This is a genomic window from Flavobacterium polysaccharolyticum, from assembly GCF_038739875.1.
Lineage (GTDB): Bacteria > Bacteroidota > Bacteroidia > Flavobacteriales > Flavobacteriaceae > Flavobacterium > Flavobacterium polysaccharolyticum.
Window position 1 is genome coordinate 1 of record NZ_JBCGDP010000009.1, and the last position, 23,482, is coordinate 23,482.

General features: G+C 33.7%; 18 protein-coding genes and 1 other RNA gene. 9 read left to right on the top strand and 10 right to left on the bottom strand.

Annotated features, from left to right (window positions below; all coding sequences use genetic code 11):
• Positions 1 to 230: 230 nt before the first annotated feature.
• From WFZ86_RS10310 to WFZ86_RS10320, 3 genes are all read right to left on the bottom strand, one after another.
• On the bottom strand, positions 231 to 1,295 hold the full coding sequence (locus WFZ86_RS10310) for a tetratricopeptide repeat protein (protein WP_342691868.1): 1,065 nt from the start codon (positions 1,293 to 1,295) through the stop codon (positions 231 to 233).
• A 278-nt stretch (positions 1,296 to 1,573) separates the two neighbouring features.
• A complete protein-coding gene (capA, locus tag WFZ86_RS10315) occupies positions 1,574 to 2,614 on the bottom strand; it encodes a cysteate synthase (protein ID WP_342691869.1) in 1,041 nt (346 codons plus the stop codon).
• 74 nt (positions 2,615 to 2,688) lie between these two features.
• Positions 2,689 to 4,749: a S9 family peptidase gene (locus tag WFZ86_RS10320; protein ID WP_342691965.1), complete on the bottom strand. Its 2,061-nt coding sequence runs from the start codon at positions 4,747 to 4,749 to the stop codon at positions 2,689 to 2,691.
• Positions 4,750 to 4,892: 143 nt separating this feature from the next.
• Here WFZ86_RS10320 and WFZ86_RS10325 point away from each other — a divergent pair, with 143 nt between their 5' ends.
• Positions 4,893 to 5,213: a YbaB/EbfC family nucleoid-associated protein gene (locus tag WFZ86_RS10325; RefSeq protein ID WP_342691870.1), complete on the top strand. Its 321-nt coding sequence runs from the start codon at positions 4,893 to 4,895 to the stop codon at positions 5,211 to 5,213.
• Positions 5,214 to 5,256: 43 nt separating this feature from the next.
• Here the strand turns inward: WFZ86_RS10325 and WFZ86_RS10330 are convergent, their stop codons facing one another.
• Entirely contained in the window at positions 5,257 to 6,285 is a 1,029-nt protein-coding gene (locus tag WFZ86_RS10330) for a threonine aldolase family protein (protein ID WP_342691871.1), read from the bottom strand.
• Between the two features lie 89 nt (positions 6,286 to 6,374).
• Here WFZ86_RS10330 and prfB point away from each other — a divergent pair.
• The 3 genes from prfB (at position 6,375) to WFZ86_RS10345 (ending at position 10,449) form a co-directional block, all read left to right on the top strand.
• Positions 6,375 to 7,473 (top strand): peptide chain release factor 2 gene (gene prfB, locus WFZ86_RS10335; protein WP_342691872.1). Its coding sequence is split into 2 segments (ribosomal slippage): positions 6,375 to 6,437 and positions 6,439 to 7,473, totalling 1,098 coding nucleotides; the frame shifts between segments, so codons are not numbered across the junction.
• Between the two features lie 191 nt (positions 7,474 to 7,664).
• The gene (lpxD, locus tag WFZ86_RS10340; RefSeq protein WP_342691873.1) at positions 7,665 to 8,663 is read left to right on the top strand and encodes a UDP-3-O-(3-hydroxymyristoyl)glucosamine N-acyltransferase; all 999 of its coding nucleotides are present in this window, start codon (positions 7,665 to 7,667) and stop codon (positions 8,661 to 8,663) included.
• A gap of 157 nt (positions 8,664 to 8,820) precedes the next feature.
• Complete coding sequence (locus tag WFZ86_RS10345; RefSeq protein WP_342691874.1) at positions 8,821 to 10,449, top strand: acyl-CoA carboxylase subunit beta; 1,629 nt, start codon at positions 8,821 to 8,823, stop codon at positions 10,447 to 10,449.
• Between the two features lie 53 nt (positions 10,450 to 10,502).
• Here WFZ86_RS10345 and WFZ86_RS10350 read toward each other — a convergent pair whose 3' ends face one another.
• Positions 10,503 to 11,549 carry an AMP-binding protein gene (locus tag WFZ86_RS10350; RefSeq protein WP_342691875.1) on the bottom strand — a complete coding sequence of 349 codons (1,047 nt, stop codon included), beginning with the start codon at positions 11,547 to 11,549 and terminating at the stop codon, positions 10,503 to 10,505.
• A gap of 34 nt (positions 11,550 to 11,583) precedes the next feature.
• Positions 11,584 to 12,498: a CPBP family intramembrane glutamic endopeptidase gene (locus WFZ86_RS10355; RefSeq protein WP_342691876.1), complete on the bottom strand. Its 915-nt coding sequence runs from the start codon at positions 12,496 to 12,498 to the stop codon at positions 11,584 to 11,586.
• A gap of 105 nt (positions 12,499 to 12,603) precedes the next feature.
• On the opposite strand from WFZ86_RS10355, the gene arsC reads away from it, so the two are divergent.
• Positions 12,604 to 12,951, top strand: a complete 348-nt coding sequence (arsC, locus tag WFZ86_RS10360) for an arsenate reductase (glutaredoxin) (protein ID WP_342691877.1) — start codon at positions 12,604 to 12,606, stop codon at positions 12,949 to 12,951.
• An 87-nt stretch (positions 12,952 to 13,038) separates the two neighbouring features.
• On the top strand, positions 13,039 to 15,483 hold the full coding sequence (locus tag WFZ86_RS10365; RefSeq protein WP_342691878.1) for a TonB-dependent receptor: 2,445 nt from the start codon (positions 13,039 to 13,041) through the stop codon (positions 15,481 to 15,483).
• Positions 15,484 to 15,582: 99 nt separating this feature from the next.
• Here WFZ86_RS10365 and WFZ86_RS10370 read toward each other — a convergent pair whose 3' ends face one another.
• Both WFZ86_RS10370 and WFZ86_RS10375 read right to left on the bottom strand, forming a co-directional pair.
• Entirely contained in the window at positions 15,583 to 15,753 is a 171-nt protein-coding gene (locus tag WFZ86_RS10370; protein ID WP_197488940.1) for a hypothetical protein, read from the bottom strand.
• Between the two features lie 149 nt (positions 15,754 to 15,902).
• Entirely contained in the window at positions 15,903 to 17,105 is a 1,203-nt protein-coding gene (locus tag WFZ86_RS10375; protein ID WP_342691879.1) for an NAD(P)-dependent oxidoreductase, read from the bottom strand.
• A 247-nt stretch (positions 17,106 to 17,352) separates the two neighbouring features.
• Here WFZ86_RS10375 and WFZ86_RS10380 point away from each other — a divergent pair, with 247 nt between their 5' ends.
• From WFZ86_RS10380 to WFZ86_RS10390, 3 genes are all read left to right on the top strand, one after another.
• Positions 17,353 to 18,555 (top strand): serine hydrolase domain-containing protein, encoded by a 1,203-nt coding sequence (locus WFZ86_RS10380; protein ID WP_342691880.1) that lies wholly within the window; start codon positions 17,353 to 17,355, stop codon positions 18,553 to 18,555.
• Between the two features lie 88 nt (positions 18,556 to 18,643).
• Positions 18,644 to 19,040: a transfer-messenger RNA gene (gene ssrA / locus WFZ86_RS10385) on the top strand.
• A gap of 299 nt (positions 19,041 to 19,339) precedes the next feature.
• Entirely contained in the window at positions 19,340 to 20,644 is a 1,305-nt protein-coding gene (locus WFZ86_RS10390; protein ID WP_342691881.1) for a site-specific integrase, read from the top strand.
• A 282-nt stretch (positions 20,645 to 20,926) separates the two neighbouring features.
• On the opposite strand, the gene WFZ86_RS10395 is transcribed toward WFZ86_RS10390, so the two are convergent.
• Together WFZ86_RS10395 and WFZ86_RS10400 are read right to left on the bottom strand one after the other, a co-directional pair.
• A complete protein-coding gene (locus WFZ86_RS10395) occupies positions 20,927 to 22,402 on the bottom strand; it encodes a class I SAM-dependent DNA methyltransferase (RefSeq protein WP_342691882.1) in 1,476 nt (491 codons plus the stop codon).
• Positions 22,399 to 23,481, bottom strand: a complete 1,083-nt coding sequence (locus tag WFZ86_RS10400; RefSeq protein ID WP_342691883.1) for a hypothetical protein — start codon at positions 23,479 to 23,481, stop codon at positions 22,399 to 22,401. The genes WFZ86_RS10395 and WFZ86_RS10400 overlap by 4 nt, the downstream gene beginning before the upstream one ends.
• Position 23,482 lies beyond the last annotated feature (1 nt).

The window sequence follows — 23,482 nt, forward strand, 5'->3', positions numbered from 1 at the left end:
ATCAGACCTCATTATTCTAATTACATGCTTACTCCAAATCAGATGCATCACCAAAACAAAATTAAAATGAGAACCTATAAAACAAAAAACAGTAGCAAACCTGAGCTTGCTACTGTCTAAAATTGTAATTTAATTTTTTATTAATCCTGTATCACTTTTTCAGGACTAGACACTCTATATAAAAAAGAAGCTGTTCATACTTTTTGAACAGCCTCTTTTTGATTTTCTTTTTATCCTTTAGCTTTTAATGCCTCGTACTTATCCGTCATCTCCAAGGAACGGTATAAATTAAGAAGCAATTTCGAAACATCTTTATTGCTAGGCTCCAAACTCAATGCTTTTTCAAGATAACCAACAGCTATTTTAGCCTCCTCATCTCTTTTAACTTTTAACTCGTCATACTTTTGCATATCCTGATCTGAAGTTCCTAGTAAAGCCATTTTGTCAGCGATTTCTTTTTTCTTATCTAGCTTAACATAAGCTAAATCTACATATGCTTCGACATCGTTTGGATTAATAGCTATGATAGCTTTGTAGTTACTTTCAGCACTAGACACGTCTCCTTTCTCATTGTAGATATAAGCGATATGCTTCAGGATTTCAGTTTTTTTAGACTTAGCTTTTACGTTTCTCGGCTTCTCATGAGAACCTTGCTTTACACCTAAATCTCTATTAGCCCCAGAAACAAAGAGCTCTTCTTGTTTGGTTGTTTTGTTTACCGCATAATACTCCATACCATTACCAGAATATTTCATAGCCTTTAGTGTCTCATAAGTTTTTAACGCTAAATCAAATTGTTTAGCATTAAAATAATTTGACGCAGCATTATAAAGGTTTACCGTATCTTTTTTATCCATTTCGTAAAGATAAGTCATCTTAATTGCTGCATCAGAAAAACGCTGTGCATTGTTATCATCAGCTGAACTACGCTCTAATTCACTTTTTAATTCCTTTATACCTTCACGAGCCTGCACCGCATATTTCAAATTACCAGAATCTACTTCATATAAAATCAAATCATTATAACAAGCAACAGCTTGAGCCATATTTTTTGGAGCATCGATCTTTTTATTAGCTAATGCGATATGTGTTTTAGCTTTAACAAAATAATACTCTGATTTGTCTTCATCTTTTGCATTGGTTACTAAATACTCAGCAGCATTTAACACTTTTAAAGCCTCTTGAGGGTTACCTTTAGTCAATTCAGATTGCGCAATATTTGTTTGCTCTTTTTGAGCCATAACTGAAAACGTAACGCCAAATATTAATAGCGTGTATAAGTACAATTTCTTCATAGCAGTTTTTTTTTGGTAAGATTAGGTTTGATAATTTTGTAAAGTTGTTTTATATAAAAATTTATTAAATTAATAAAATATTAACATGACCAAAATAGAATAATAATTTGATTTTACAAATACATTAAAAAAAAATATCTATTGTAATCATACAAACAAGCAAAAAAAATGAAATCATCATTTTTTTTACCACTAATGCACTTATGGCGTTTCAAAATCCAAAAAAAAACCATTTAAATAAATAAATGGTTTTTTTTTAACATATATTACTATATAAACTATTTAATAAACTCTATTTTTTGCTCTTCTTCTTCGTTTACACTATCAAAGAAGCCTTGGTCATTCATCCAATCGTCACTAAACACTTTACTCATGTAGCGGGAACCATGATCTGGAAAGATAGCAATTACATTACTATTTTTATCAAATTCTCCTTCGTCTGCATATTGTTTTATTGCTTGCATAACTGCACCCGACGTATATCCAACAAAAAGCCCTTCTTTTCTAGCCAATTCTCTTGTTGAATGTGCACTTTCTTCATCGGTCACTTTGATAAACTTATCAATAACATCAAAATCAGTTGCAGTAGGAATTAAGTTTTTACCCAATCCTTCAATTCGGTATGGATAAATTTCAGTACTATCAAATTCCTTAGTTTCATGATATTTCTTCAACACGGAACCAAAAGCATCTACCCCTAAAATTTTGATTGCTGGATTTTGTTCTTTTAAATATTTTGCAGTTCCTGAAATAGTCCCTCCTGTTCCACTACAAGCTACCAAATGTGTTATTTTACCGTTTGTTTGTTTCCAAATTTCCGGCCCCGTTGACAAGTAGTGAGCATCAATATTTAATTGATTAAAATATTGATTAATATAAACTGAACCTTTGGTTTCTTCATGAAGTCTCTTAGCAACATTATAATAAGATCTTTCATCATCAGCAGATACGTGAGCTGGACAAACATAGACTTTTGCTCCTAAACTACGCAACATGTCAATTTTGTCTTTTGAGGACTTTGAACTTACAGCAAGAATACAATTATACCCTTTAATTATACTAACCATTGCAAGGCTAAAACCAGTATTTCCTGAAGTTGTTTCAATGATAGTATCTCCTGGCGATAATATTCCTTTTCGTTCTGCCTCTTCGATTATATATAATGCGATTCTATCTTTTGAAGAATGTCCTGGATTGAAAGCTTCTATCTTAGCATAAAAATTACCTTCTAACTCCTGAGTAACTCTATTTAGTCTAATAAGTGGTGTATTACCTATTAACTCTAAAATATTATTATAAGCGTTTATTTCTTCTTTCATAAAAAAATAGTTAATCCAAGCTGTGTTAAAAACTACACCCTAGATAAGTTGCAAACTTAACAAAAAAAATCGAATTACTTTTTAATTTTCTCCAAATCTAGCAAAAAACTAAACTCTCTAGCCAACTCTTTCAAAGACTCAAATCGACCAGAAGCACCACCGTGACCTGCGTCCATGTTAGTAACTAAGTACAAAACGGCATCATCATCTTTCATAGTTCTCATTTTCGCTACCCATTTTGCTGGCTCCCAATACTGTACTTGTGAATCATGTAGGCCTGTCGAAACGAACAAATTAGGATATTGTTGCTTTTTTACATTATCATAAGGCGAATAGGACAACATATATTCATAATACTTTTTTTCGTTTGGATTTCCCCATTCGTCATATTCTCCAGTTGTCAAAGGAATACTATCATCTAACATGGTAGTTACAACATCCACAAATGGCACTTGAGCAATAACTCCATGATACAATTCTGGGGCCATATTCACCACTGCACCCATTAACAAACCACCAGCAGAGCCTCCTTCAGCATACAAATGTTGTGGTGAGGTGTATTTTTCTTGAATTACATATTTAGAGCAGTCAATAAAATCCGTAAAAGTATTTTTCTTTTTTAGTAGTTTCCCGTCTTCATACCATTGTCTTCCCAAATCTTCTCCCCCACGAATATGTGCAATAGCATAAACAAACCCTCTATCTAATAAAGTTAATCGTGTAGATGAAAAATAAGGTTCCATAGTATTTCCATAAGAACCATAAGCATAGAGTAACAATGGATTTTTTCCATCTTTCTTAACAGATTTATGATATACCATTGAAATTGGCACTTTTGTACCATCTGTTGCTGTTGCCCAAACACGTTCTTCTATATAATTATTCTTATCAAACTTCCCTCCCAACACCTGTTGTTCTTTCAACACTTCTTTGGTTTTGGTTGCCATATTAAAATCGATAACCGAGGAAGGAGTCGCCATTGATTGGTAACCATATCTTAGAATATCAGTATCAAAATCCACGTTTGTAGTAGTATATGCGCTATAGGTTTCGTTATCAAAAGGCAGATAATAATCTCCTTTTCCGCTCCAAGGCATGATACGAATATGATTTAAACCATTAGAACGTTCCTCAACAACTAAGTAGTTTTTAAATATTTCGATGCCTTCTAACAAAACATCCTTACGATGCGGAATTAAGTCTTTCCAATTTTCTTTTTGAGTAGCATTTTCAGGCGTTTTCATCAATTTAAAATTGGTTGCTTTGTCTTTATTAGTAATTACATAAAAAGAATCTCCATAATGAGAAATACTATACTCCAAACCACGAACTCTTGACTGGAATACTTTGAATTCTCCTTCAGGTTGGTCTGCATTCAAAATCCTGTACTCACTCGTTAGCGTACTTCCTGAACCGATTACAATGTATTTTCTAGATTTTTCTTTACTTACATAAACATTAAAAGTATCGTCTTTTTCGTCAAAAACCAATACATCACTATTAGCGTCAGTCCCTAATTTGTGTCTAAAAACCTTATCTGCTCTCAAGGTAACCTTATCTTGTTGGGTATAAAATATAGTAGCATTATCATTGGCCCAAACTGACCCTCCAGTCACATTTTCAATTTTATCTGAAAGAATTTCGCCTGTTTCTAAATTCTTGATTTGAATCGTATAAATTCTTCTTCCTTTAGTATCCACTCCAAAGGATGCATATTTATTATTAGGACTAATACTTATCCCTCCCAACTGAAAATAAGATTGTCCTTTAGCCAATTCGTTACAATTAAAAAGAATTTCTTCTGGAGCGGCTAAACTTCCTTTTTTCCTAGTATAAATAGGATAATCCTGCCCTTTTTCGTATCGTGTCAAATAAAAATAACCATTATAAAAATAAGGCACCGACTGGTCATCTTCTTTTATTCTCGCTTTCATTTCTTCAAAAAGCTCTGTTTGAAACTGCTTAGTATGTGCCGTTTTAGCATTATAATAATCGTTTTCTTGATTCAAGTAAGCAATAACCTCAGGATTTTCTCTTTCGTTTAACCAAAAATAATTATCGATTCGAGTATCCTTATGTTTTACTAGTTGTTTTGGAATAATTTTAGCTATTGGAGCCTGTATGTTTTCAGCCATTTTTTGCGCTTTTACCTTAGAAATTGTTAGCACAAAAATAACACAAAGCAATCCCAAACGAATGATTTTTTTCATTATTTTTTCTATTGATTATCAATCAGCAATATAGTAATTTTGCATGTATAATTTAAAAAAAAACAAAAATGGATTTAATGGGAATGATGGGGAAACTAAAAGAAACCCAACAAAAAATAGAAGACACCAAAAAAAGATTAGATACTGTATTAATTGACGAACAAAGTTCCGATAGCTTATTAAAGATCACTATTACCGCTAACACTACTGTAAAATCAATACATATAGCTGATGAATTGTTAGAAGACAAAGAACAACTCGAAGATTATTTGATTTTAGTACTCAATAAAGCAATTGCAAGAGCCAATCAAGTAAACCAAACAGAACTTGATGCAGTTGCAAAAATGGACATGCCAATGATACCAGGAATGGATAATTTATTCAAATAGCAGCACAAAAAAAAGGATTTATAAAAACTATAAATCCTTTTTTTTATACTAAGAATAAACGCTGTAAAGTATCTAAAACATAAGAATGCATAACCTCTCGATAATCTAAATGCGTAACTATCCTTAGTTTTCCTTTTCCGAGTGAACTAATTGCAATATTTTTTTGACGCAATTTTTCGATTAAAAGCGCATCATTTAAACTTGAAATCACTTTAAAAATCAAGATATTTGTCTCAACAGGTTCTACTGATTCTACCCAAGGTAGCCGACTTAATAGCAGTCCTAATTCTTTGGCTCTGCGATGGTCTTCTGTCAATCGCATAATATTATTTTCTAAAGCATAAATTCCTGCTGCTGCTAAATATCCCACTTGACGCATTCCGCCGCCTAAAATTTTGCGCACTCTCAAAGCTCTGTGAATAGTCTCCTTGTCGGCAAGCAGAACCGAACCAATTGGCGCTCCTAACCCTTTGGATAAACAAACTGAAATGGTATCAAATAACTTTCCGTATTCCTTAGGATTTTGCCTTTTAGCTACCAAAGCATTCCAGATTCTAGCACCATCCAAATGAAACTTTAAGTTATTGCTATCACAAACTTGCTTAATTTGCTGCAAGGTTTCGAGGTCATAGCAGGCTCCACCCCCTTTATTGGTTGTGTTTTCTACACACACCAAACTTGTCTTAGGACTGTGATAAAATTCAGGATCGTTGATTGCTTCTGCCACTTGATTAGCTGTTATCATCCCTCGATTTCCATCTAATAAACAACAAGAAACACCGCTATTAAACGAAACCCCACCACCTTCATAATTATAAACATGAGCATATTTATCTGCAATCAACTGCTCACCAGGTTGCGTATGTAATTTTATAGCTGTTTGATTCGCCATAGTACCTGAAGGAAAAAACAACCCAGCCTCCATTCCGAACATTGCGGCTACACGTGCTTCTAATTCAATTACTGTAGGATCTTGTTTGTAAACATCGTCACCAACAACCGCTCTAAACATATATTGCAACATCTCTGGAGAAGGTTTGGTCACAGTATCACTCACTAAATTAATTTCCATAAGTAGTATTTATATCAGTCACAGCAAGCTCTTAGCTTGTGCTGTGGTATTTTTTTTATATTTTTGCAAAACAAAATTAATAATAATTTATGACAACTACCGAACAAATTAAAGGTATTGTGGAGCGCCTTGGTGCGTTGAGGAGGTATCTTTGACGTTGATGCTAAACTCATTGAAATCACCAACGAAGAAGAAAAGACTTTTGCTCCTGACTTTTGGAATAATGCAAAAGAGGCCGAAATCATTGTAAAAAATCTACGCAATAAGAAGAAATGGATTGAAGATTACGACAAAGCAACAACGCTAACTGAAGAATTGCAATTGGCATATGATTTCTATAAAGAAGGTGAACTAAGTATTGAAGAACTTGATGAACAATACAATTTAGCTGAAAATCACATCGAAGCTATTGAGTTCAAAAATATGCTTTCGGATGAAGGAGATACACTAAGTGCTGTATTGCAAATTACTGCTGGGGCTGGAGGAACCGAAAGTTGTGATTGGGCCGAAATGTTGATGCGAATGTACATTATGTGGGGCGAAAAATATGGTTACAAAATCAAAGAGCTAAACTTTCAGAAAGGAGAGGCTGCTGGAATCAAAACCGTTACTTTAGAATTTGAAGGCGATTATTCATTTGGTTATTTGAAAGGGGAAAATGGTGTACATCGTTTGGTTCGTATTTCACCATTTGACAGCAATGCGAAACGACACACTTCCTTTGCTTCAGTTTATGTTTACCCTCTAGCAGATGACACCATTCAAATTGAGATTAATCCAGCTGATATTTCATGGGAAACCATGCGTTCAAGCGGAGCTGGAGGACAAAACGTAAACAAAGTAGAAACAGCAGTACGTTTACGTCACCATCCCACTGGTATTATTATCGAAAATTCGGAGACTCGATCACAACTAGACAATAAAACAAAAGCCATGCAGTTGTTAAAATCGCAATTGTACGAAATTGAGTTGAAAAAGAAACAAGCACTTCGAGATGAAATCGAAGCAAAAAAAATGAAAATAGAATGGGGTTCACAAATCAGAAACTATGTGATGCATCCATACAAATTAGTTAAAGATGTTCGAACAGGACAAGAAACTAGTGATGTTGACAGTGTAATGAACGGTAATATAGATCCTTTTCTAAAAGCCTTTCTGATGATGATGGGACAAAAAGAAGAAGAATAAACAACATTCTACATAAACACTCTAACGACTACCTTAAAACAGTAGTCGTTTTTTTTTTTCAAGAACTTAAACTGAATCTCATTTAAAGCACCATTATTTTTATTTTCTATTTCAAACGTTAAAAAATTAGGTATCTCAATAGTAATTCGCTTAATTTGGCGGCTAATATCATAAATACCCCTTTACATTTAATGAAATCATATTCCATTCAAGAAATTAATAATGTTCTAAACGGCACACTAATTGGCACATTATCAGAAAACATTACTTCCCCAGAACAATTAGAACTTGCTTCAGAAAATCAAATTTCTTTTATAGGAAATAAAAAACATGAAAAATATTGGAGCACTTCTAAGGCTAGTGCAGCAATAGTTAATGAAGATATTAGCATTGAACCCGGAACCAATAGAGCATTTATCAAAGTAAAAAATGCCGAACTGGCCATGTCTCAATTACTTCAACTTTTTGCTCCAGCACCGCCACAATTTGACTTTGATGTACATCCAACAGCCTGTATTGATGATAGTGCAATTATTGGTGAAGGTACCAAAATTGGAGCCGGCTGCTATATTGGTCCAAATGTAATTATCGGTAAAAACACTACAATTTACCCCAATGTAACACTTTTAGATTTTTCAAGCATAGGCAATGACACTACCATTTGGTCAGGTGTTGTCGTTAGAGAGCGTTGTCATATTGGTAATGATTGTATCCTGCACCCCAATGCTACTATAGGAGCAGACGGATTTGGATTTAGTTTTTGCCATGAAAAAGGATTAGTTAAGATCCCACAAATTGGAAATGTCGTGATTGGTAATAATGTAGAAATTGGAGCCAATTCTTGCGTAGACAGAGGTAAATTCAGTTCGACTGTTGTTGGTGATGGGTGTAAAATAGATAATTTAGTTCAAATAGGACACAACAGTAAATTGGGACGTTTTTGTATTATGGCCGGCCATAGTGGTCTTGCTGGTTCTGTAACCCTAGAAGACGGCGTTGTGATTGGTGGAAGCGCTTCAATAAAAGACCATACAACTATTGGCACAGGAGCCACTGTTGGTGCAGGATCTGGCGTTACTTGCGATGTCCCTGCAGGAAAAGTCGTTTTAGGCTATCCCGCAATTGCAGCCAAAGATGCACTTAGACAATGGGCTATTTTAAAAAGATTAGTAAACGATACTAGAAAATAAACCCTCCTTAATAGATTCACAAAAAAGCAGAATTAATTTTCTGCTTTTTTGCATTATATACAAAAAACATTTCTTTTTTTAGTCAAAACAACTGAGCTATAGAAAATATTTCAATCCTTTTTGTAAATTAGCTAGCTAAAAAACTAGCTAACCTATTATGGATTTAAACTTCAATCAGAACGAAGACCACAATAAACTTCTGTTGTCACAATTGCGTCATAAATTTGCAAAAGTAAAATTAGGCGGAGGCGAAAAAAGAATAGAAAAACTTCATGCCGAAGGCAAAATGACGGCCAGAGAGCGAATCGATTATTTATTAGATACCCCAAACAAAAGCATCGAAATAGGAGCTTTTGTAGGAGACGGAATGTATCCTGAACATGGTGGATGCCCTTCGGGGGGAGTAATTGTAAAAATTGGGTACATACAAGGTAAGCAATGCATTGTCGTAGCCAATGATGCTACCGTTAAAGCTGGAGCTTGGTTTCCAATAACGGGGAAAAAAAATCTTCGAGCTCAAGAAATTGCAATGGAAAATCGACTTCCAATTATCTACCTAGTCGATAGCGCTGGAGTATACCTACCGTTACAAGATGAAATTTTCCCTGACAAAGAACATTTTGGTCGTATTTTTAGAAATAATGCCCAAATGAGTAGCATGGGAATCACACAAATTGCAGCCGTAATGGGAAGTTGTGTGGCTGGTGGAGCCTACTTACCTATCATGAGTGATGAAGCTTTAATCGTAGATAAAACAGGAAGTATTTTTTTAGCCGGAAGTTATTTAGTAAAAGCGGCTATCGGAGAAAGTATAGACAATGAAACTTTGGGTGGAGCCACAACACATTGCGAAATTTCTGGAGTTACAGATTACAAAGCCAAAGATGATAAAGACGCTCTTGATAAAATCAAAAATATAGTTGGCAAAATTGGTGATTTTGAGAAAGCTGGCTACCATCGCATTCAAGCAGAAAAACCAGCTTTGGACGAAAAAGAAATTTATGGAATTTTACCTAAGGCAAGGCACGAGCAATACGACATGCTTGAAATCATCAAACGATTGGTTGATAATTCTGATTTTGAACCTTATAAAGACGGCTATGGACAAACCATTTTAACGGGTTATGCAAGAATTGATGGCTGGGCCGTGGGCATAGTAGCCAACCAACGTAAAGTAGTTAAAACCAAAAAAGGTGAAATGCAATTTGGTGGCGTTATTTATTCTGATTCTGCCGATAAGGCCACTCGATTTATTGCCAATTGCAACCAAAAGAAAATCCCTTTGGTTTTTATTCAAGATGTAACAGGATTTATGGTTGGTTCAAAATCTGAGCATGGAGGAATCATAAAAGATGGAGCCAAAATGGTTAATGCGGTTTCTAACTCTGTAGTACCAAAATTCACCGTAATTGTCGGAAATTCCTATGGTGCAGGGAATTATGCCATGTGCGGCAAAGCGTATGACCCAAGACTAATTTTTGCTTGGCCAAGTGCCGAATTAGCCGTTATGGGCGGAACACAAGCTGCAAAAGTATTGACTCAAATTGAAGCTTCTTCTTTAAAAGCTAAAGGAGAAGTAGTTGATGAAGCCAAAGAAACCGAATTATTTGCCAAAATAAAGGCTAAATATGACGAACAAGTCTCTCCATATTATGCAGCATCTAGATTATGGACTGATGCTATCATTGATCCCTTGGAAACCAGAACTTGGATTTCTATGGGAATTGAAGCCGCTAATCATGCACCAATTGAGAAAAAATTCAATTTAGGAGTCATTCAAACATAAAAAAAAGAGCTGAAAATCAGCTCTTTTTTTTATGAATATAATATCAATTCATTTTACAACAAATTAATACTTTCTTTACGAACTATTTTACCCGTTGCTGTAACCTTAAACTTAGGAATAAAAACAATATTTTTAGGTTTTTCATATTTATCTAAAACTCCAAAAACAGCGTCATCAATTGTTATTGGCTCACCTTCAACATATAAAACTACTTTTTCACCCAACACATCGTCTGCTTGTCCGTAAACAAAATAACGTCTAGGAATATGTGTAGATAATTTCTCTTCAATTTTTTCTGGTATTAATTTGATTCCACCGCTATTTATAACATTATCAAAACGACCTAACCAGACAAATTGAGTATCTGACACAAGCTCTACGATATCATTGGTAACGATAGGTTCTGGATTAATGTTTTTAGCATGCACCACTAAACAATTATTCTCATTAGCGGTTACAATCACATTAGGCAAAACAGTAAAAGCTCTTTCTCCTACTCGTTTGGCCGCAATATGCGTGATGGTCTCAGTCATTCCGTAAGTTTCGTATATCTCATTAGGTAATTTTACTAATTCTTGTTCTAACGACTTATGAATTTTCACCCCGCCAATTATTATTTTCTTAATGTTTGTCAATTTTGACAAAGAATTTTTTGCTTGTAACGGAACCATAGCCGCAAAATCATATTTTACATCATTGTATTCCAAAGGATTTGAATTAGGCTCTACAAAATCCACATCTAAGCCCAGAATAAAAGAACGCACAAACATCATTTTTCCCGCTACATAGTCAATAGGTAAACAATGTAATACTTTATTTCCTGGAGTCAAATCAAAGAAATCCCCAGTAGAAAGGGCTGAACTCACCATCGCTTCTTTCTCGACTCGAATTAATTTAGGTGCTCCAGTTGTTCCTGAAGTATTCATTTCGATGTAAGACTTGTCATCAAACCAATCGATTAAGAAATCCCCAAGCGCTTTTTGAAAATCGGCACCTTCTTTAATGAAAGAATAGGCAACCGTACAAAGTTGTTCACGATCTAAGTGAACGCCATTAAATTTAAAATGATTATGAACATTTTTATATGTAACTGTTTTCATAGTTGTATTAATTTATTCTTAATGTATGAGTATGTTAATTAATGTCTCCTGTAAGTTTTTCTTTCCAATTATTCCAACGGTATTTTCTCTCAAAGATAAGCAAAAGTATCGGGTATATTAGTATTACTGGCAAGATAACATCAAAACCAAAAGTAGGCTCTGAAACATCTTTCAAGATCGAATAGGTTTGAAAAGCTGTCCAATCAGAAGTGACCAATAAAGCTCCAACTAAATTATTCGCAGCATGAAAACCCAGCGCTAATTCCATTCCATCATCCATCAATGTAATAACACCAAGAAAAAGACCAGTACCTATATAGTAAATCATGATACCATAGCCCATTTTGGTTACTTCAGGATTGAATAAATGCATCAATCCAAAAATCAGAGAAGTCATAAGCAAAGGAAACCATTTGTTACGAGATAAATTCGCAAATCCTTGCATCAGATAGCCTCTAAAAACGTATTCTTCAGTACTAGTTTGAATAGGAATCAACACCAATCCAATAATCGCTAAAATCAAGAAAGGAATAGGTTTGAAATTAATTTCGAAATGATCCGGACTTATAAACCACTCTATCCAAGTTGTTGTTATGCCAATAACAGCCCATAAAACAAATGAAAATAACACGCGACTCCAATCCATTTTGGGCCTAAATGTGGTAACAGATAAAATGGTTTGTTTATGAATGTTCTTTATCACTAAAAAAATACCCGCCAAGGCAAACACAAAAGAAAGCATTATTAAAAATAGCGTAGTATTGGGGTCAAAAAAATGCATCAACCCCTCATTAGTCACTGGAACAGTTTTGTGATCTGTTGCAGCCTTAAAAAAAACCGCAACCATCATGGGAACTTGACCAACAAAAGCTGCTACAATAATTATAAGAGAACCAATTATATATTTATAAAAATGATTTTGTGGAGTAACTCCTTGTTCTAAAAACATAGTATTAACAATTTGTTAAATAGATTTACGATATAGTTCGCATACATTTGCATCCCCTAAAAGTACCTATTTATTTCGCATAATTTCTATAAAAAAATCAAAAAAATGTTACAAATTTTTCACAACAACCGCTGTGGTAAATCTAGAAATTGCCTAGCTCTACTCGAATCTTCGGAAAAAGAATTCGAAATCGTTTCTTATTTAACTACCCCACCAACAATTGACGAATTGAAAGCGGTACTTCAAAAATTAAATATTCCTCCAATTGAATTAATCCGCCAGAAGGAAAAAATTTGGATTGAGAATTATAAGGAACAAAATTTCACTGAGCAAGAACTCATTAGTATCATGATTACCAATCCAATACTCATCGAAAGACCTATTTTAGTTTCTGAGGAAAAAGCAATTATTGCCCGTGAAGAAGCCAAAGTAATTGACTTTCTTAAACAATAAAGCATTTTTTTTAACAAATTTTTACCATTTGCAAATGAAACCTATTCTTCATTCTCTAGTCTAAAGAAAGTAAACAAAAATTAAACAATGAAAAACCTTACTAGTACCATTACCTTATTCTTACTTTGTTTTAGCTTATTAGGCTATGCTCAACAAGGCAAAACCAAACTAAAAGTTACCGGAAAAGTAATCGAAAAAATTTCCAAACAACCATTAGAATACGCAACCATTACTCTTAAAAATACTTCAAACCCAAAGATGATTGCAGGTGGAGTTACCAACGACAAAGGAGAATTTGCAGTCGATGTAACTTCAGGAACATATGATATAATTGTTGAGTTCATTTCATTTAAATCAACAGAAATCAAGCAAAAAAATATTACTGATAACCTTTCATTAGGAACAATTGGCTTAGCAGAAGATGCAGCGCAGTTAAATGAAGTTGTGGTTCGTGCAGAAAAAACAACAGTAGACATCAAATTAGACAAGAAAGTATACAATGTAGGTTCTGATTTAATGGTAAAAGGAGGAACAGTAAGTGATGTTTTGGATAATATCCCATCGGTTTCTGTAGATGCTGAAGGAACTGTAAGTTTAAGAGGAAATGAAAATGTAAGAATCCTTATTGACGGAAGACCTTCAAACGCTATTAATATTACCGAAGCATTACGATTAATTCCTGCGGACGCTATTGAAAAAGTAGAAGTAGTTACCAATCCTTCTGCTAGATATGATGCCGAAGGTGGTGGTGGATTATTGAACATTATCTTGAAAAAAGGAAAAAACCAAGGCTTCAATGGAACTATCATTGCTAATACAGGTTACCCAGATAATCACGGATTGAGCGGTACTTTGAACTACAAAACAGAAAAATTCAACTTGTTTACAACCCAAGGCTACAGTAATCGTAATAGCCCTGGAAATGCTTTTAACAATTCCAAAAACCTCAATGAGGATGGCACTACTCTAAACTATCTATATGAAAACAGAGAGAATGATCGCTATAGCAATGGATATAATGGAACTGCAGGAATAGAATGGTTCATAAATAAATCTACTTCATGGAGTAACAGTATTAATTACAGAAAAAGCAATGGCGATAATACCGACAATGTTTTTCAAAATAATTATGACTCTAATTTTATCTATCAATACACTAGAAATCGTATCAATGAAGAAGATAGTGATAGCGAAAACATAGAATTTGCTTCAAACTTCATCAAAAACTTCAAAAAAGAAGGACACAAATTGAGTTTTGACATCTCAATCTCCAACAATGATGACAAAAACACTGCTTTGATTACAGATACAGCAACAAATACTTCTACGGTTGCTTTAGATAACACCATCAATAATCAAAATCAAAAAAGAAACTTATTTGTAGTTGATTATGTATTACCGTTAGGAAAAGGACAACAACTTGAAGCAGGTTACCGCGGAGATTTCACTAATTTAACCACTGATTATAGAGTTGAAAACGATGGTGTTGTAAATCCAGATTTCACTAATACCTTAGAATACAAAGAAAAAATCAATGCAATTTATACGCAATACGGCATCAAAGTAAATAAACTTTCTATGCTATTTGGATTACGTTTCGAAGATTCTAATATTGATATCAATCAATTAGTAACGAGCGATTTTAACAATAAAAAATATAACAACTTCTTCCCTAGCGCTTTTTTTACCTACGAACTATCTGACATGAGTAGTACTTCGTTAAGCTATAGTAGAAGAATTCAAAGACCAAGAGGTAGAATGCTAAATCCTTTTAGCAATTTATCTAGTAACATCAATATTTTTGTTGGAAATCCAGATTTAGATCCATCATTCACAGATGCTATCGATTGGGGATACATCAAAAGATGGGAAAAAATTACACTTAATACCTCTCTTTACGTCAATAAAACCACTGATGTATTTCAGTTCGCAAGAAGAGAATCAGGAGATTTTGTAAATGGAGTACCATTAATTATTAGCTCTCCTATCAACATAGGCGAGGAATACCGCACAGGATTTGAATTCACCTTAAACTATTCTCCTTACAAATGGTGGAAGTTGAATAGTAATTTTAATTTCTTTGCTGTTCAAACAAGAGGGGATTTTACCTATACTGATTTCAATGGTAACAAAGTAGTTCAGAATTTCGACAATGATGCTACTTCTTGGTCAACGCGTTTGACATCAAAAATTACCTTACCTGCAAAAATTGATTGGCAAACCAATATGTCTTACAACGGACCACAAGCCAATGCACAAGGCAAAAGATTGGGTGTGTTTGCAATGAATTTAGCTTTCAGTAAAGATATCTTAAAAGACAAAGGAACTCTTGCTTTCAACGTAAGTGATGTGTTCAACTCCAGAAAGATGATTTCTGAAACTTTCCTAAAAAGACAAACATCGTATTCAGAAATGCAATGGAGAGAAAGACAGTTTACACTTTCTTTTACCTATCGTTTCAACAAACCTAAAAACGAAAGAGAAAAGCCTAAGAAAAACATGAACGAAGGCGAAATGGAATATCAAGGTTAATAAAGAGAGACTCGTGAAAACGAGTCTTTTTTTTATCAATCAATTTTGAGCATAAAAAAAGGACTCTTTTGGAGTCCTTTTTTTATTGAGATAATTAGATTATCCTAATTCTTCTTGCTTCTGTTTTGCTTTTTTCTCTTTGTATGCTTCCCAAGAGGCACCTCCTACCCAATAGGAAATGAAACCAACTAAGAAAAACATTAACCAAAATCCCATTGTTAGGATGGTTAAGAAAAGTAAGAAGCCTAAGTACTGTGAAAATTCAAACATGTTTTCCGGAATTTTGAATGTTGCGACAAATATAGTGGGAATATTTTTTTAAACCAATTAAATCGATAAAAAGTCTTTTCTTTTTTTAGCTCAAAAGCTACGAATCTTTCTAAAGTATTTTAATTGAATTACATACCACTATAATTCAATTATTTACCTTCAACATAATCGTTTAAATACTGGAATCTTTCGGTTAATTTACCACTTTTAGTCATTTGAGCACGAGCTAAAATTCCGTCAGCATCTTCATTAAAAAAAGCGGGAATCACATGCTTAGTAAACATTTCTCCAAAGCCTTCACTCGCATCTTTAGGCAATTCGCAAGGCAAATTATCTACAGCCATAACTACAATGGCTGCTGGATGAAAAACATCAACCTCTTTATTCTCGCTTGGCAAATAGCCATATAAAGGTTCCGCAATGGTAGAGGCTCTCAAAGTACAAGCAATGGGTCCGTTTACATCACAAGAAACATCGGCTACTACTTTTATTTTACAATCACCAGCTTGAAGCATTTTTTGCGATACAATTTCGGGAGCCTCATTCGCGTGAAAATGACCCGAAATATAAATATCTGACACTTTAGTAAAACGTTCAAAATCCGATTCGTAATCTTGTGGGTTTTTATAAAAATCGAGAGTATCCAATTTTTTACCATCAATTCTTTTGTTATAATCCAAAACATCGATTTGAGTAAAAACAGGTTGTGTAAAAGTTTTAGTCAAAAAATTATCCACAGAAACTTCTTTAACCTTCATAGCCATCAAAATCTCTTTAACCCCGCTTCCTACTTTTCCGGTACCTGTAACTACAATCTTAATAGGCGGAATGATTTGTCTTTTGAGTTGTTGTACAAGTGCATCTTTTCCATTCAAAGACTCTGCTTTGGGCATTTTGAATAATTCAAACTTAATTCCAAAAGCTCTGATGGCATTATACCCGCCAACAATCCCTGCATAACGGCCAAAACCTATTAATCGTTTATGAGCTCCATCAACAATAGTTTCATGATCATACAACTCAATATTTTTTTCTAAAATTGCTTGCAACAATTTTCTATTATAGGGCTGTTTTTTGATAGTGTGCGAAAAAAAGAAGTATTTTTTGTTTGGAATCAAAGCTTCAACTGGAACCTCTTTTACCCCAAACAATACTTCACAGTCGGATAAATCCTCAGTAACTTCAATACCTAGATTTCGATATTGCTCATCAGTAAAAACTCGAATATCTGATGGTTCCACTGTAAAGGTCACAGCTGGAAATTGCTCTTGAATGGTTTTGATTTCATTGGGAGAAAAAACCACTCTTCTATCTGGTGGGTTTTTTCTTTCTTTGATAATTCCAAACTTCATTTTTATAGTATTTAAATTATATTATTTTTTTAACTTTATTTAATATTTTTGTTACAAATATAACAATATAAACCAAAAATAAGTACTTTTAGCAGATTATTATCAAAACACAAAAACATTAATAATTGAACTCCAATACACTATACTAATTGCCTGTTTTGAAGAAGACGAAAGGTGATATATTTTGAAAAAAACTAGAAACAGAAAGCAATTGATTCTATATATTTGTTTTTTCAATTTTCACCCAATGACTCTTATAAAAAAAGCAAATATAGCACAATTACTTGTCCTTTCTTTGGCAATTAGTTCCTGTGCAAAAGAAATAAAAAAGGTAGAATTAACAGACGCGAAGCTTCCTAAAAATGTTCTCCCAATCGTAAAACCAGCAAGTAAAGACAGTACTCAATTATCCGCAGATTATATTGCAACCAAGAAAATAAAAATTGAGAATTTTTATCAAAAAAACTGGCCTAATAACACTATGAATGGAAGTTTTTTGGTAGCTCAAAATGGTCAAATTATTTACGAAAAATATAATGGCTTAGCAAATTTTAGAGATAAAGACACCATCACCAGCGAAACCCCATTACACATAGCTTCAGTAAGTAAGGTTTTAACTGCAACCGTAATTTTAAAATTAATCAATGCCAAACGTTTAGATTTAGATCAAAAAGTTACTACGCTTTTGGATCGTTTCCCTTATCCTGAGGTTACGGTTAGAACGTTATTGAATCACCGTAGCGGCATCCGAAACTACTCCTATTTTACTGATAGAAAAGCCAATATCTGGGATCGTCATAAAACATTAACCAATCAAGACCTTTTGGATTTGATGGCTACAAAAAACATTGGTTTAGAATTCAAAACAGACAGTCGTTTTGCTTATTGTAATACCAACTACGCTATGCTTGCCTTAATCATTGAAAAAGTCACCAAGCTTTCTTATATAGAAGCTATGGACAAAATGTTGTTTCAGCCACTGGGCATGACACATTCCTTTGTTTGTGACATCAAAAAAGACAAAAAAAGAATCGTTCCTTCCTATAAAGCGAGCAAAGTAGAAATTGGTATCGATTATTTGGATGGAGTCTATGGCGATAAAAATATTTATTCTACTCCTAGAGATTTACTCAAATTTGATCTAGCAAGGAATTCTAAAAACTTCTTAGAACCTGAATTATGGGCACAAGTTTTTAAACCTTACAGCAATGAGCGCAAAGGAACCAAAAACTATGGTCTTGGAATTAGAATGATCAATTGGGAAACAGGTCAGAATTTTTATTTTCATAATGGATGGTGGCATGGGAACACCTCATCATATATTACCCTTCCTGAGGAGAAAGTGGTGATTATCGCTTTGTCAAACAAAATGACAAGAAACACCTATGCTGTTAGAAAACTTGCAAAATTGTTTGGAGATTATCCATTTAAATTGGAAGATGAAGAGTAATTATTAAAATTCAAAATAAATATCGGTATAGATTTTGTGAAAACGCTTTTAATAATTACAAAAAAACTATATTTGCAGTCCAATAAATGGGGTCGACTGGTTTTGACAGCAAGTCGAATTGAAAAGTAAGCACGTCGAGCATTGAGACCTTGCTCGTAAATATAAGATCTCACACTTTTACACGGCGAAAATAACTACGCTTTAGCTGCATAATCCGAATTATAGTACGATTGCGCCACGTTCCTACAAGGTAGGAAAGCTGGATTCTCCTTGAAAGCCTTGGTTTGTGGCGGTCAGTACAGGGGAACCGTAAAAATAAACCTAGATTTCCATAAGCTTCGGGTGGATTTCGAAAGTAAGAAGATAAGTGTTGAGTGGTTGTTTCTGACCTAGCTTAACATCGAAAACCTAATCAGGAAATAAGCGTGTAGAAAGCCTTTTAGTTGCTTGTTTGGACCCGAGTTCGATTCTCGGCGATTCCACTGGGACCGTTTAAAGGCATCTTTTCAAAGTTGTCAAAAACACACAAAATGTCTCGAAAACCTTTAAAAGCCTGCAAATTTTTGAATTTGCAGGCTTTTTTATTTTTCCTGCAACTATCAAAATTTTCAAAAGTGCTCCAAATTTATATGGCAGTAGTGTGGCATTTTACTATTGAAATAAAAAGTGCCACAATTTTGCCAAAAAACACTTTTAAACTACTGATTTACAACATGTAAAGCAAGTTAACGACTTGACAAGAGAACGTCATAATTCTATATTTATTAATTTAAAAAATTGAATTATGTTAGAAAGCAGCTTTGGGCTATGTTTCTTTTTGAAAACACCCAAAAACAAATCAAGCATCAGATATATTTATCTGAGAGTAACAGTAGATGGCTTACCAAAAGAGACATCTACTAAAAGGAAATGGGACATTCAAAGGTGGGATCAAAAAACAGAAAGAGCAACGGGAAATAAAGAAGATGCCAGAGCCCTAAATCTTTTTTTGGATGCTATAACGACTAGAATCAACCAATTCAAGATGGATTTAATATACAACGAAAAATCGATTTCAGCGCAGCGGATTATTGATTTTGTACTGGGAAGGATAATTTCAAAAGCAATGCTTCTTGAAGAATTTCAAAAGCATAATGACGAAATGCTAGCGCTGGTTCCACAGGATTATGCTTTGGCAACACATAAACGCTATGAGACAGCAAGATTTCATGCAAGAGAATTTGTGAAATACAAATACACGACAGAAGATATTGAGTTCAGGGACTTAGACTATGATTTTATCATTAGCTATGAATTATATTTAAAAACCGTACGAAATTGTGTAAATAACTCCGCATTGAAATATATTGCCTGCATGAAAAAGGTCATAAATAGAGCAATTGATAAAGATATAATTGTACAGGATCCTTTCAGAGCATTCAAACGTAAGATGACAAAAACTGTAAAAAGACCACTCACCGCGAGTGAACTGCGTACGCTCGAACAGGTCAGTATTACAACCACAAGACTCCAAACAGTTCGGGATATCTTTGTCTTTCAGTGCTATACAGGTCTTGCTTATATTGACGCTTACCAACTTCGGAAAACAGATATAAAAATAGGTATAGATGGAGCGCAGTGGATAATGTCCGAAAGACAAAAGACTGGTTCTGTGACCAATGTTCCATTACTTCCCAAAGCCCTCGAAATAATAGAAAAATACAAAGAACATCCACTCTGTATTTCAAGAAATGCTGTCCTGCCTGTCGCATCTAATCAAAAAATGAATGCCTATCTTAAAGAAATAGCTGATCTATGTGGATTTACTTGCGAATTGAACACTCATAAAGCCAGACGTACTTTTGGCAGCACAGTTACTCTTAATAATGATGTGCCTATCTCCGTAGTAAAAGAGATGCTGGGGCACCAGTCAATCCGCCAGACTGAGTTATATGCAATTACCACAGAGCAAACAATTGGACGAGAAATGAATAACTTGGGTAGCAAGCTCGGTAAGCTCAGCCCAACCTTTCCTGATGAAGCAATGTCTATGATATCGAAACTGGAAAAAGAATTACAAAAACTAAAAGAACAATTTGGGATTAAATAAACTAAAAAACCAACCCTAGCAATTCGGTTGGTTTATTATTATAGTAGATTCGGTTCTGTCGTACCTGATAGGTAGAAGTAAATTTAGGCTGTAAAATTTATGTTTATGCTACCTCCATACAGAACAATTTAAACATAGTAGTGGCAGGATTAACTACCTATTCCTTAATTCGTTGATTTTAGGTATTTTCAAATATACTTCCAAAAAGGTAGCCGAATAGGTCTCATTTATAACGACTTACCTTATAGCTATTTTCAAAAATAAATATGGTAGTAGAATATGTTATTTGGACAAGCTCTTTACTACTTCTCTGAAATTTTGAATAGTACTTTCTAAATTATCAAGAATCTCTTGAGCTAATATTTCAGGTTCCGGCAAACTATCTAAATCAACGTGACTATCATCCTTTAACCAAAATATATCAAAATTAGTTTTATCCCGGTTTATCAACTCAGCATATGAATATTTTCTAAATCTTCCCTTTTTATTATCCTTACCCCAAGTCTCATTAGTGAGATTTCTATCTGTTGCATGGTAACATTCCACAAATGATTTCAAGTTTTCATATTTTAATACTTGCTTTTTTAGGGTATGGTGCACATTTGTTCTATAGTCATAAAACCATATTTCTTTTGTGCTTGCTTTGTTTTCAAACTCTTTTTTTTCTAAAAATAGAACATTACATTTCACACCGTTGGCATAAAATATACCAGTTGGTAATCTTAAAATAGTATGTAGATTAGTACGTTCTAATAGTTCCTTTCTAATTATCTCGCCTGCACCGCCTTCAAATAGAACGTTATCTGGCAATACAATAGCGGCTCTTCCCTTATCTTGTAAGATAGTAACAATGTGCTGTACAAAAGCTAGCTGCTTATTGCTTGTAGTAGTCCAAAAATCTTCTCTATATTTAAAATTTTCTTGGTCTCCTAATTTCTGATCATTTGTAATAGTATAACTACTACTTTTTCCAAATGGAGGGTTAGCAAAGATAATTTTTGGTTTCTGCTTATCTGGCTCAATAAGACTATCAACAACTTTTATATCTGGGGTTTTTTGTAAGTCACCAATTCCGTGGAGGAATAAGTTCATAAAGCACAATCGAGCAGTTGAAGGTACAATTTCCCAACCTCTAAAAGTATCATACTGAAAAAAATTTCTAACATTTTTCTTTTCTAATTCCTTTTTATAATGTGTGTTCAAATACTCAATTGCACCTAAGAAGAAGCCACCTGTTCCACAACTTGGATCCCAAATAGATTCTCCCGTTTTAGGTTGAATACATTCGACCATTGCCTTTATTATTGCTCTGGGAGTAAAATATTGTCCTGCACCGCTACTTTCAGCACTTTTTTGTAGAAGTGATTCATAAATGTCTCCTTTAACATCATTTGTCTCAGATACCCATTCTTCCTCGTCTAATAATTCTATAAGTTTTTTTAATTTATATGGATCATGTATTTTGTTTTGAGCACCGTCAAAAATGTCACCTAACATCCCTTCTGAATTTGAAAGAGTATGTAAAGCATCAATATATACAGTATTTAGGTTATTATCTAAATTATCTAAGAGATGCTGCCAATTGCAATTTTTAGGCAAATTAAAGTCGCGATTATAAGGAGGTTTAGAAAATTCATCGGCCATTTTCAAGAACAGCAAATAAGTTATTTGTTCTAAGTAATCCGTATAATTTACACCATCATCACGCAGTGTATCACAAAAAGACCATATTTTTGCTACTAAACTATTTGTTGTCATCTTTGATTTATTTCAGAAATTAATTGATTATAGAATACTTCATTGTCACACTCATTAAAATATTTAAATAGAGATGACTTTACAATGTATCTTTTTTGTAATCTTTCTTCATTGTAACGTTCATAATGTTTTAAAAAATAGTTTTTAATTTCATCGTGATCGTTTATAATTACATTATATTGTTGTAGTTCCTTTTTAAAGTGACCTAGCCAAGTCTTGAAATCGACTTGAAGCACTTCTGTTATATACCGATGCTTTATATTATACAAATCCTCCCATGTCCTAGTATAGTCGTTATTAGGAACAAAATTCAAATTCCATGTACCATTTTCATTTCCCAACACGGTTTGCGGCAAAATAGTTCCTGTAAAATCTATTTGCACTTCAATGAAATTCAAATAGGGATAATTAGAAATTCTCCTTGTAGTATTATCATCTTCATAGAAAATATCTTTTTGCAATTTAAATTTAGTATTACATTCAGAGCAGGATGGAGCTATATTCTTTAAATTAATAGTTGAAATAGGATATAGGCCTTTATATGCAATATGGTCATAATCTGCTCTATATGATTCTGGATTTGGTAACTGATTTATGCCGCAAAAAGTGCAGGTCTTGGATTGCAAATCTTCAAAAAAATCTTTGTAATGTGCGTCAATTTCCCAAGCATTACTTTTTAAACTTCCCCATAGAGCATTCATTAAATTTTCAAATGAATCATTTCCTATAATTGCACGAATATTATCTTTTTTCAAAGGATTTACATCAACGGAAGCATCTTCATAAAAAGTATGTATATTGCAGGAAAATCTTACGAGATTGTAAAAATCTTGTTTTGAAGCCACATCTAATTCTCTATAAGTTTCGAAAAAAGACTGAAATGTCGTTTCAAGACTAGGGACAATCCGGTTATTGGGAGCAATTCTTCCGTTTGCGTTTAAAAAAGTATGGTGGAAATAGTTTACCCTATTAAAAGGCGTACCTGGAGTAACATTCCTTATTTTACGAATAAAATATAAAAAATGTTTATTCAAAGTAACCATTTTATGCTCCTTTATATAATTATACCTATAAAGCATA

Bases quoted from the DNA above. Each gene is read 5' to 3' on its own strand.
- WFZ86_RS10365 (WP_342691878.1), top strand. From the start codon at position 13,039: ATGAAAAACCTTACTAGTACCATTACCTTATTCTTACTTTGTTTTAGC.
- WFZ86_RS10330 (WP_342691871.1), bottom strand. From the start codon at position 6,285: ATGGAAATTAATTTAGTGAGTGATACTGTGACCAAACCTTCTCCAGAG.
- WFZ86_RS10375 (WP_342691879.1), bottom strand. From the start codon at position 17,105: ATGAAGTTTGGAATTATCAAAGAAAGAAAAAACCCACCAGATAGAAGA.
- capA (WP_342691869.1), bottom strand. From the start codon at position 2,614: ATGAAAGAAGAAATAAACGCTTATAATAATATTTTAGAGTTAATAGGT.
- WFZ86_RS10380 (WP_342691880.1), top strand. From the start codon at position 17,353: ATGACTCTTATAAAAAAAGCAAATATAGCACAATTACTTGTCCTTTCT.
- WFZ86_RS10320 (WP_342691965.1), bottom strand. From the start codon at position 4,749: ATGGCTGAAAACATACAGGCTCCAATAGCTAAAATTATTCCAAAACAA.
- WFZ86_RS10355 (WP_342691876.1), bottom strand. From the start codon at position 12,498: ATGTTTTTAGAACAAGGAGTTACTCCACAAAATCATTTTTATAAATAT.
- WFZ86_RS10345 (WP_342691874.1), top strand. From the start codon at position 8,821: ATGGATTTAAACTTCAATCAGAACGAAGACCACAATAAACTTCTGTTG.
- lpxD (WP_342691873.1), top strand. From the start codon at position 7,665: ATGAAATCATATTCCATTCAAGAAATTAATAATGTTCTAAACGGCACA.
- arsC (WP_342691877.1), top strand. From the start codon at position 12,604: ATGTTACAAATTTTTCACAACAACCGCTGTGGTAAATCTAGAAATTGC.
- WFZ86_RS10395 (WP_342691882.1), bottom strand. From the start codon at position 22,402: ATGACAACAAATAGTTTAGTAGCAAAAATATGGTCTTTTTGTGATACA.
- WFZ86_RS10370 (WP_197488940.1), bottom strand. From the start codon at position 15,753: ATGTTTGAATTTTCACAGTACTTAGGCTTCTTACTTTTCTTAACCATC.
- WFZ86_RS10310 (WP_342691868.1), bottom strand. From the start codon at position 1,295: ATGAAGAAATTGTACTTATACACGCTATTAATATTTGGCGTTACGTTT.
- WFZ86_RS10325 (WP_342691870.1), top strand. From the start codon at position 4,893: ATGGATTTAATGGGAATGATGGGGAAACTAAAAGAAACCCAACAAAAA.
- WFZ86_RS10350 (WP_342691875.1), bottom strand. From the start codon at position 11,549: ATGAAAACAGTTACATATAAAAATGTTCATAATCATTTTAAATTTAAT.
- WFZ86_RS10400 (WP_342691883.1), bottom strand. From the start codon at position 23,481: ATGCTTTATAGGTATAATTATATAAAGGAGCATAAAATGGTTACTTTG.
- WFZ86_RS10390 (WP_342691881.1), top strand. From the start codon at position 19,340: ATGTTAGAAAGCAGCTTTGGGCTATGTTTCTTTTTGAAAACACCCAAA.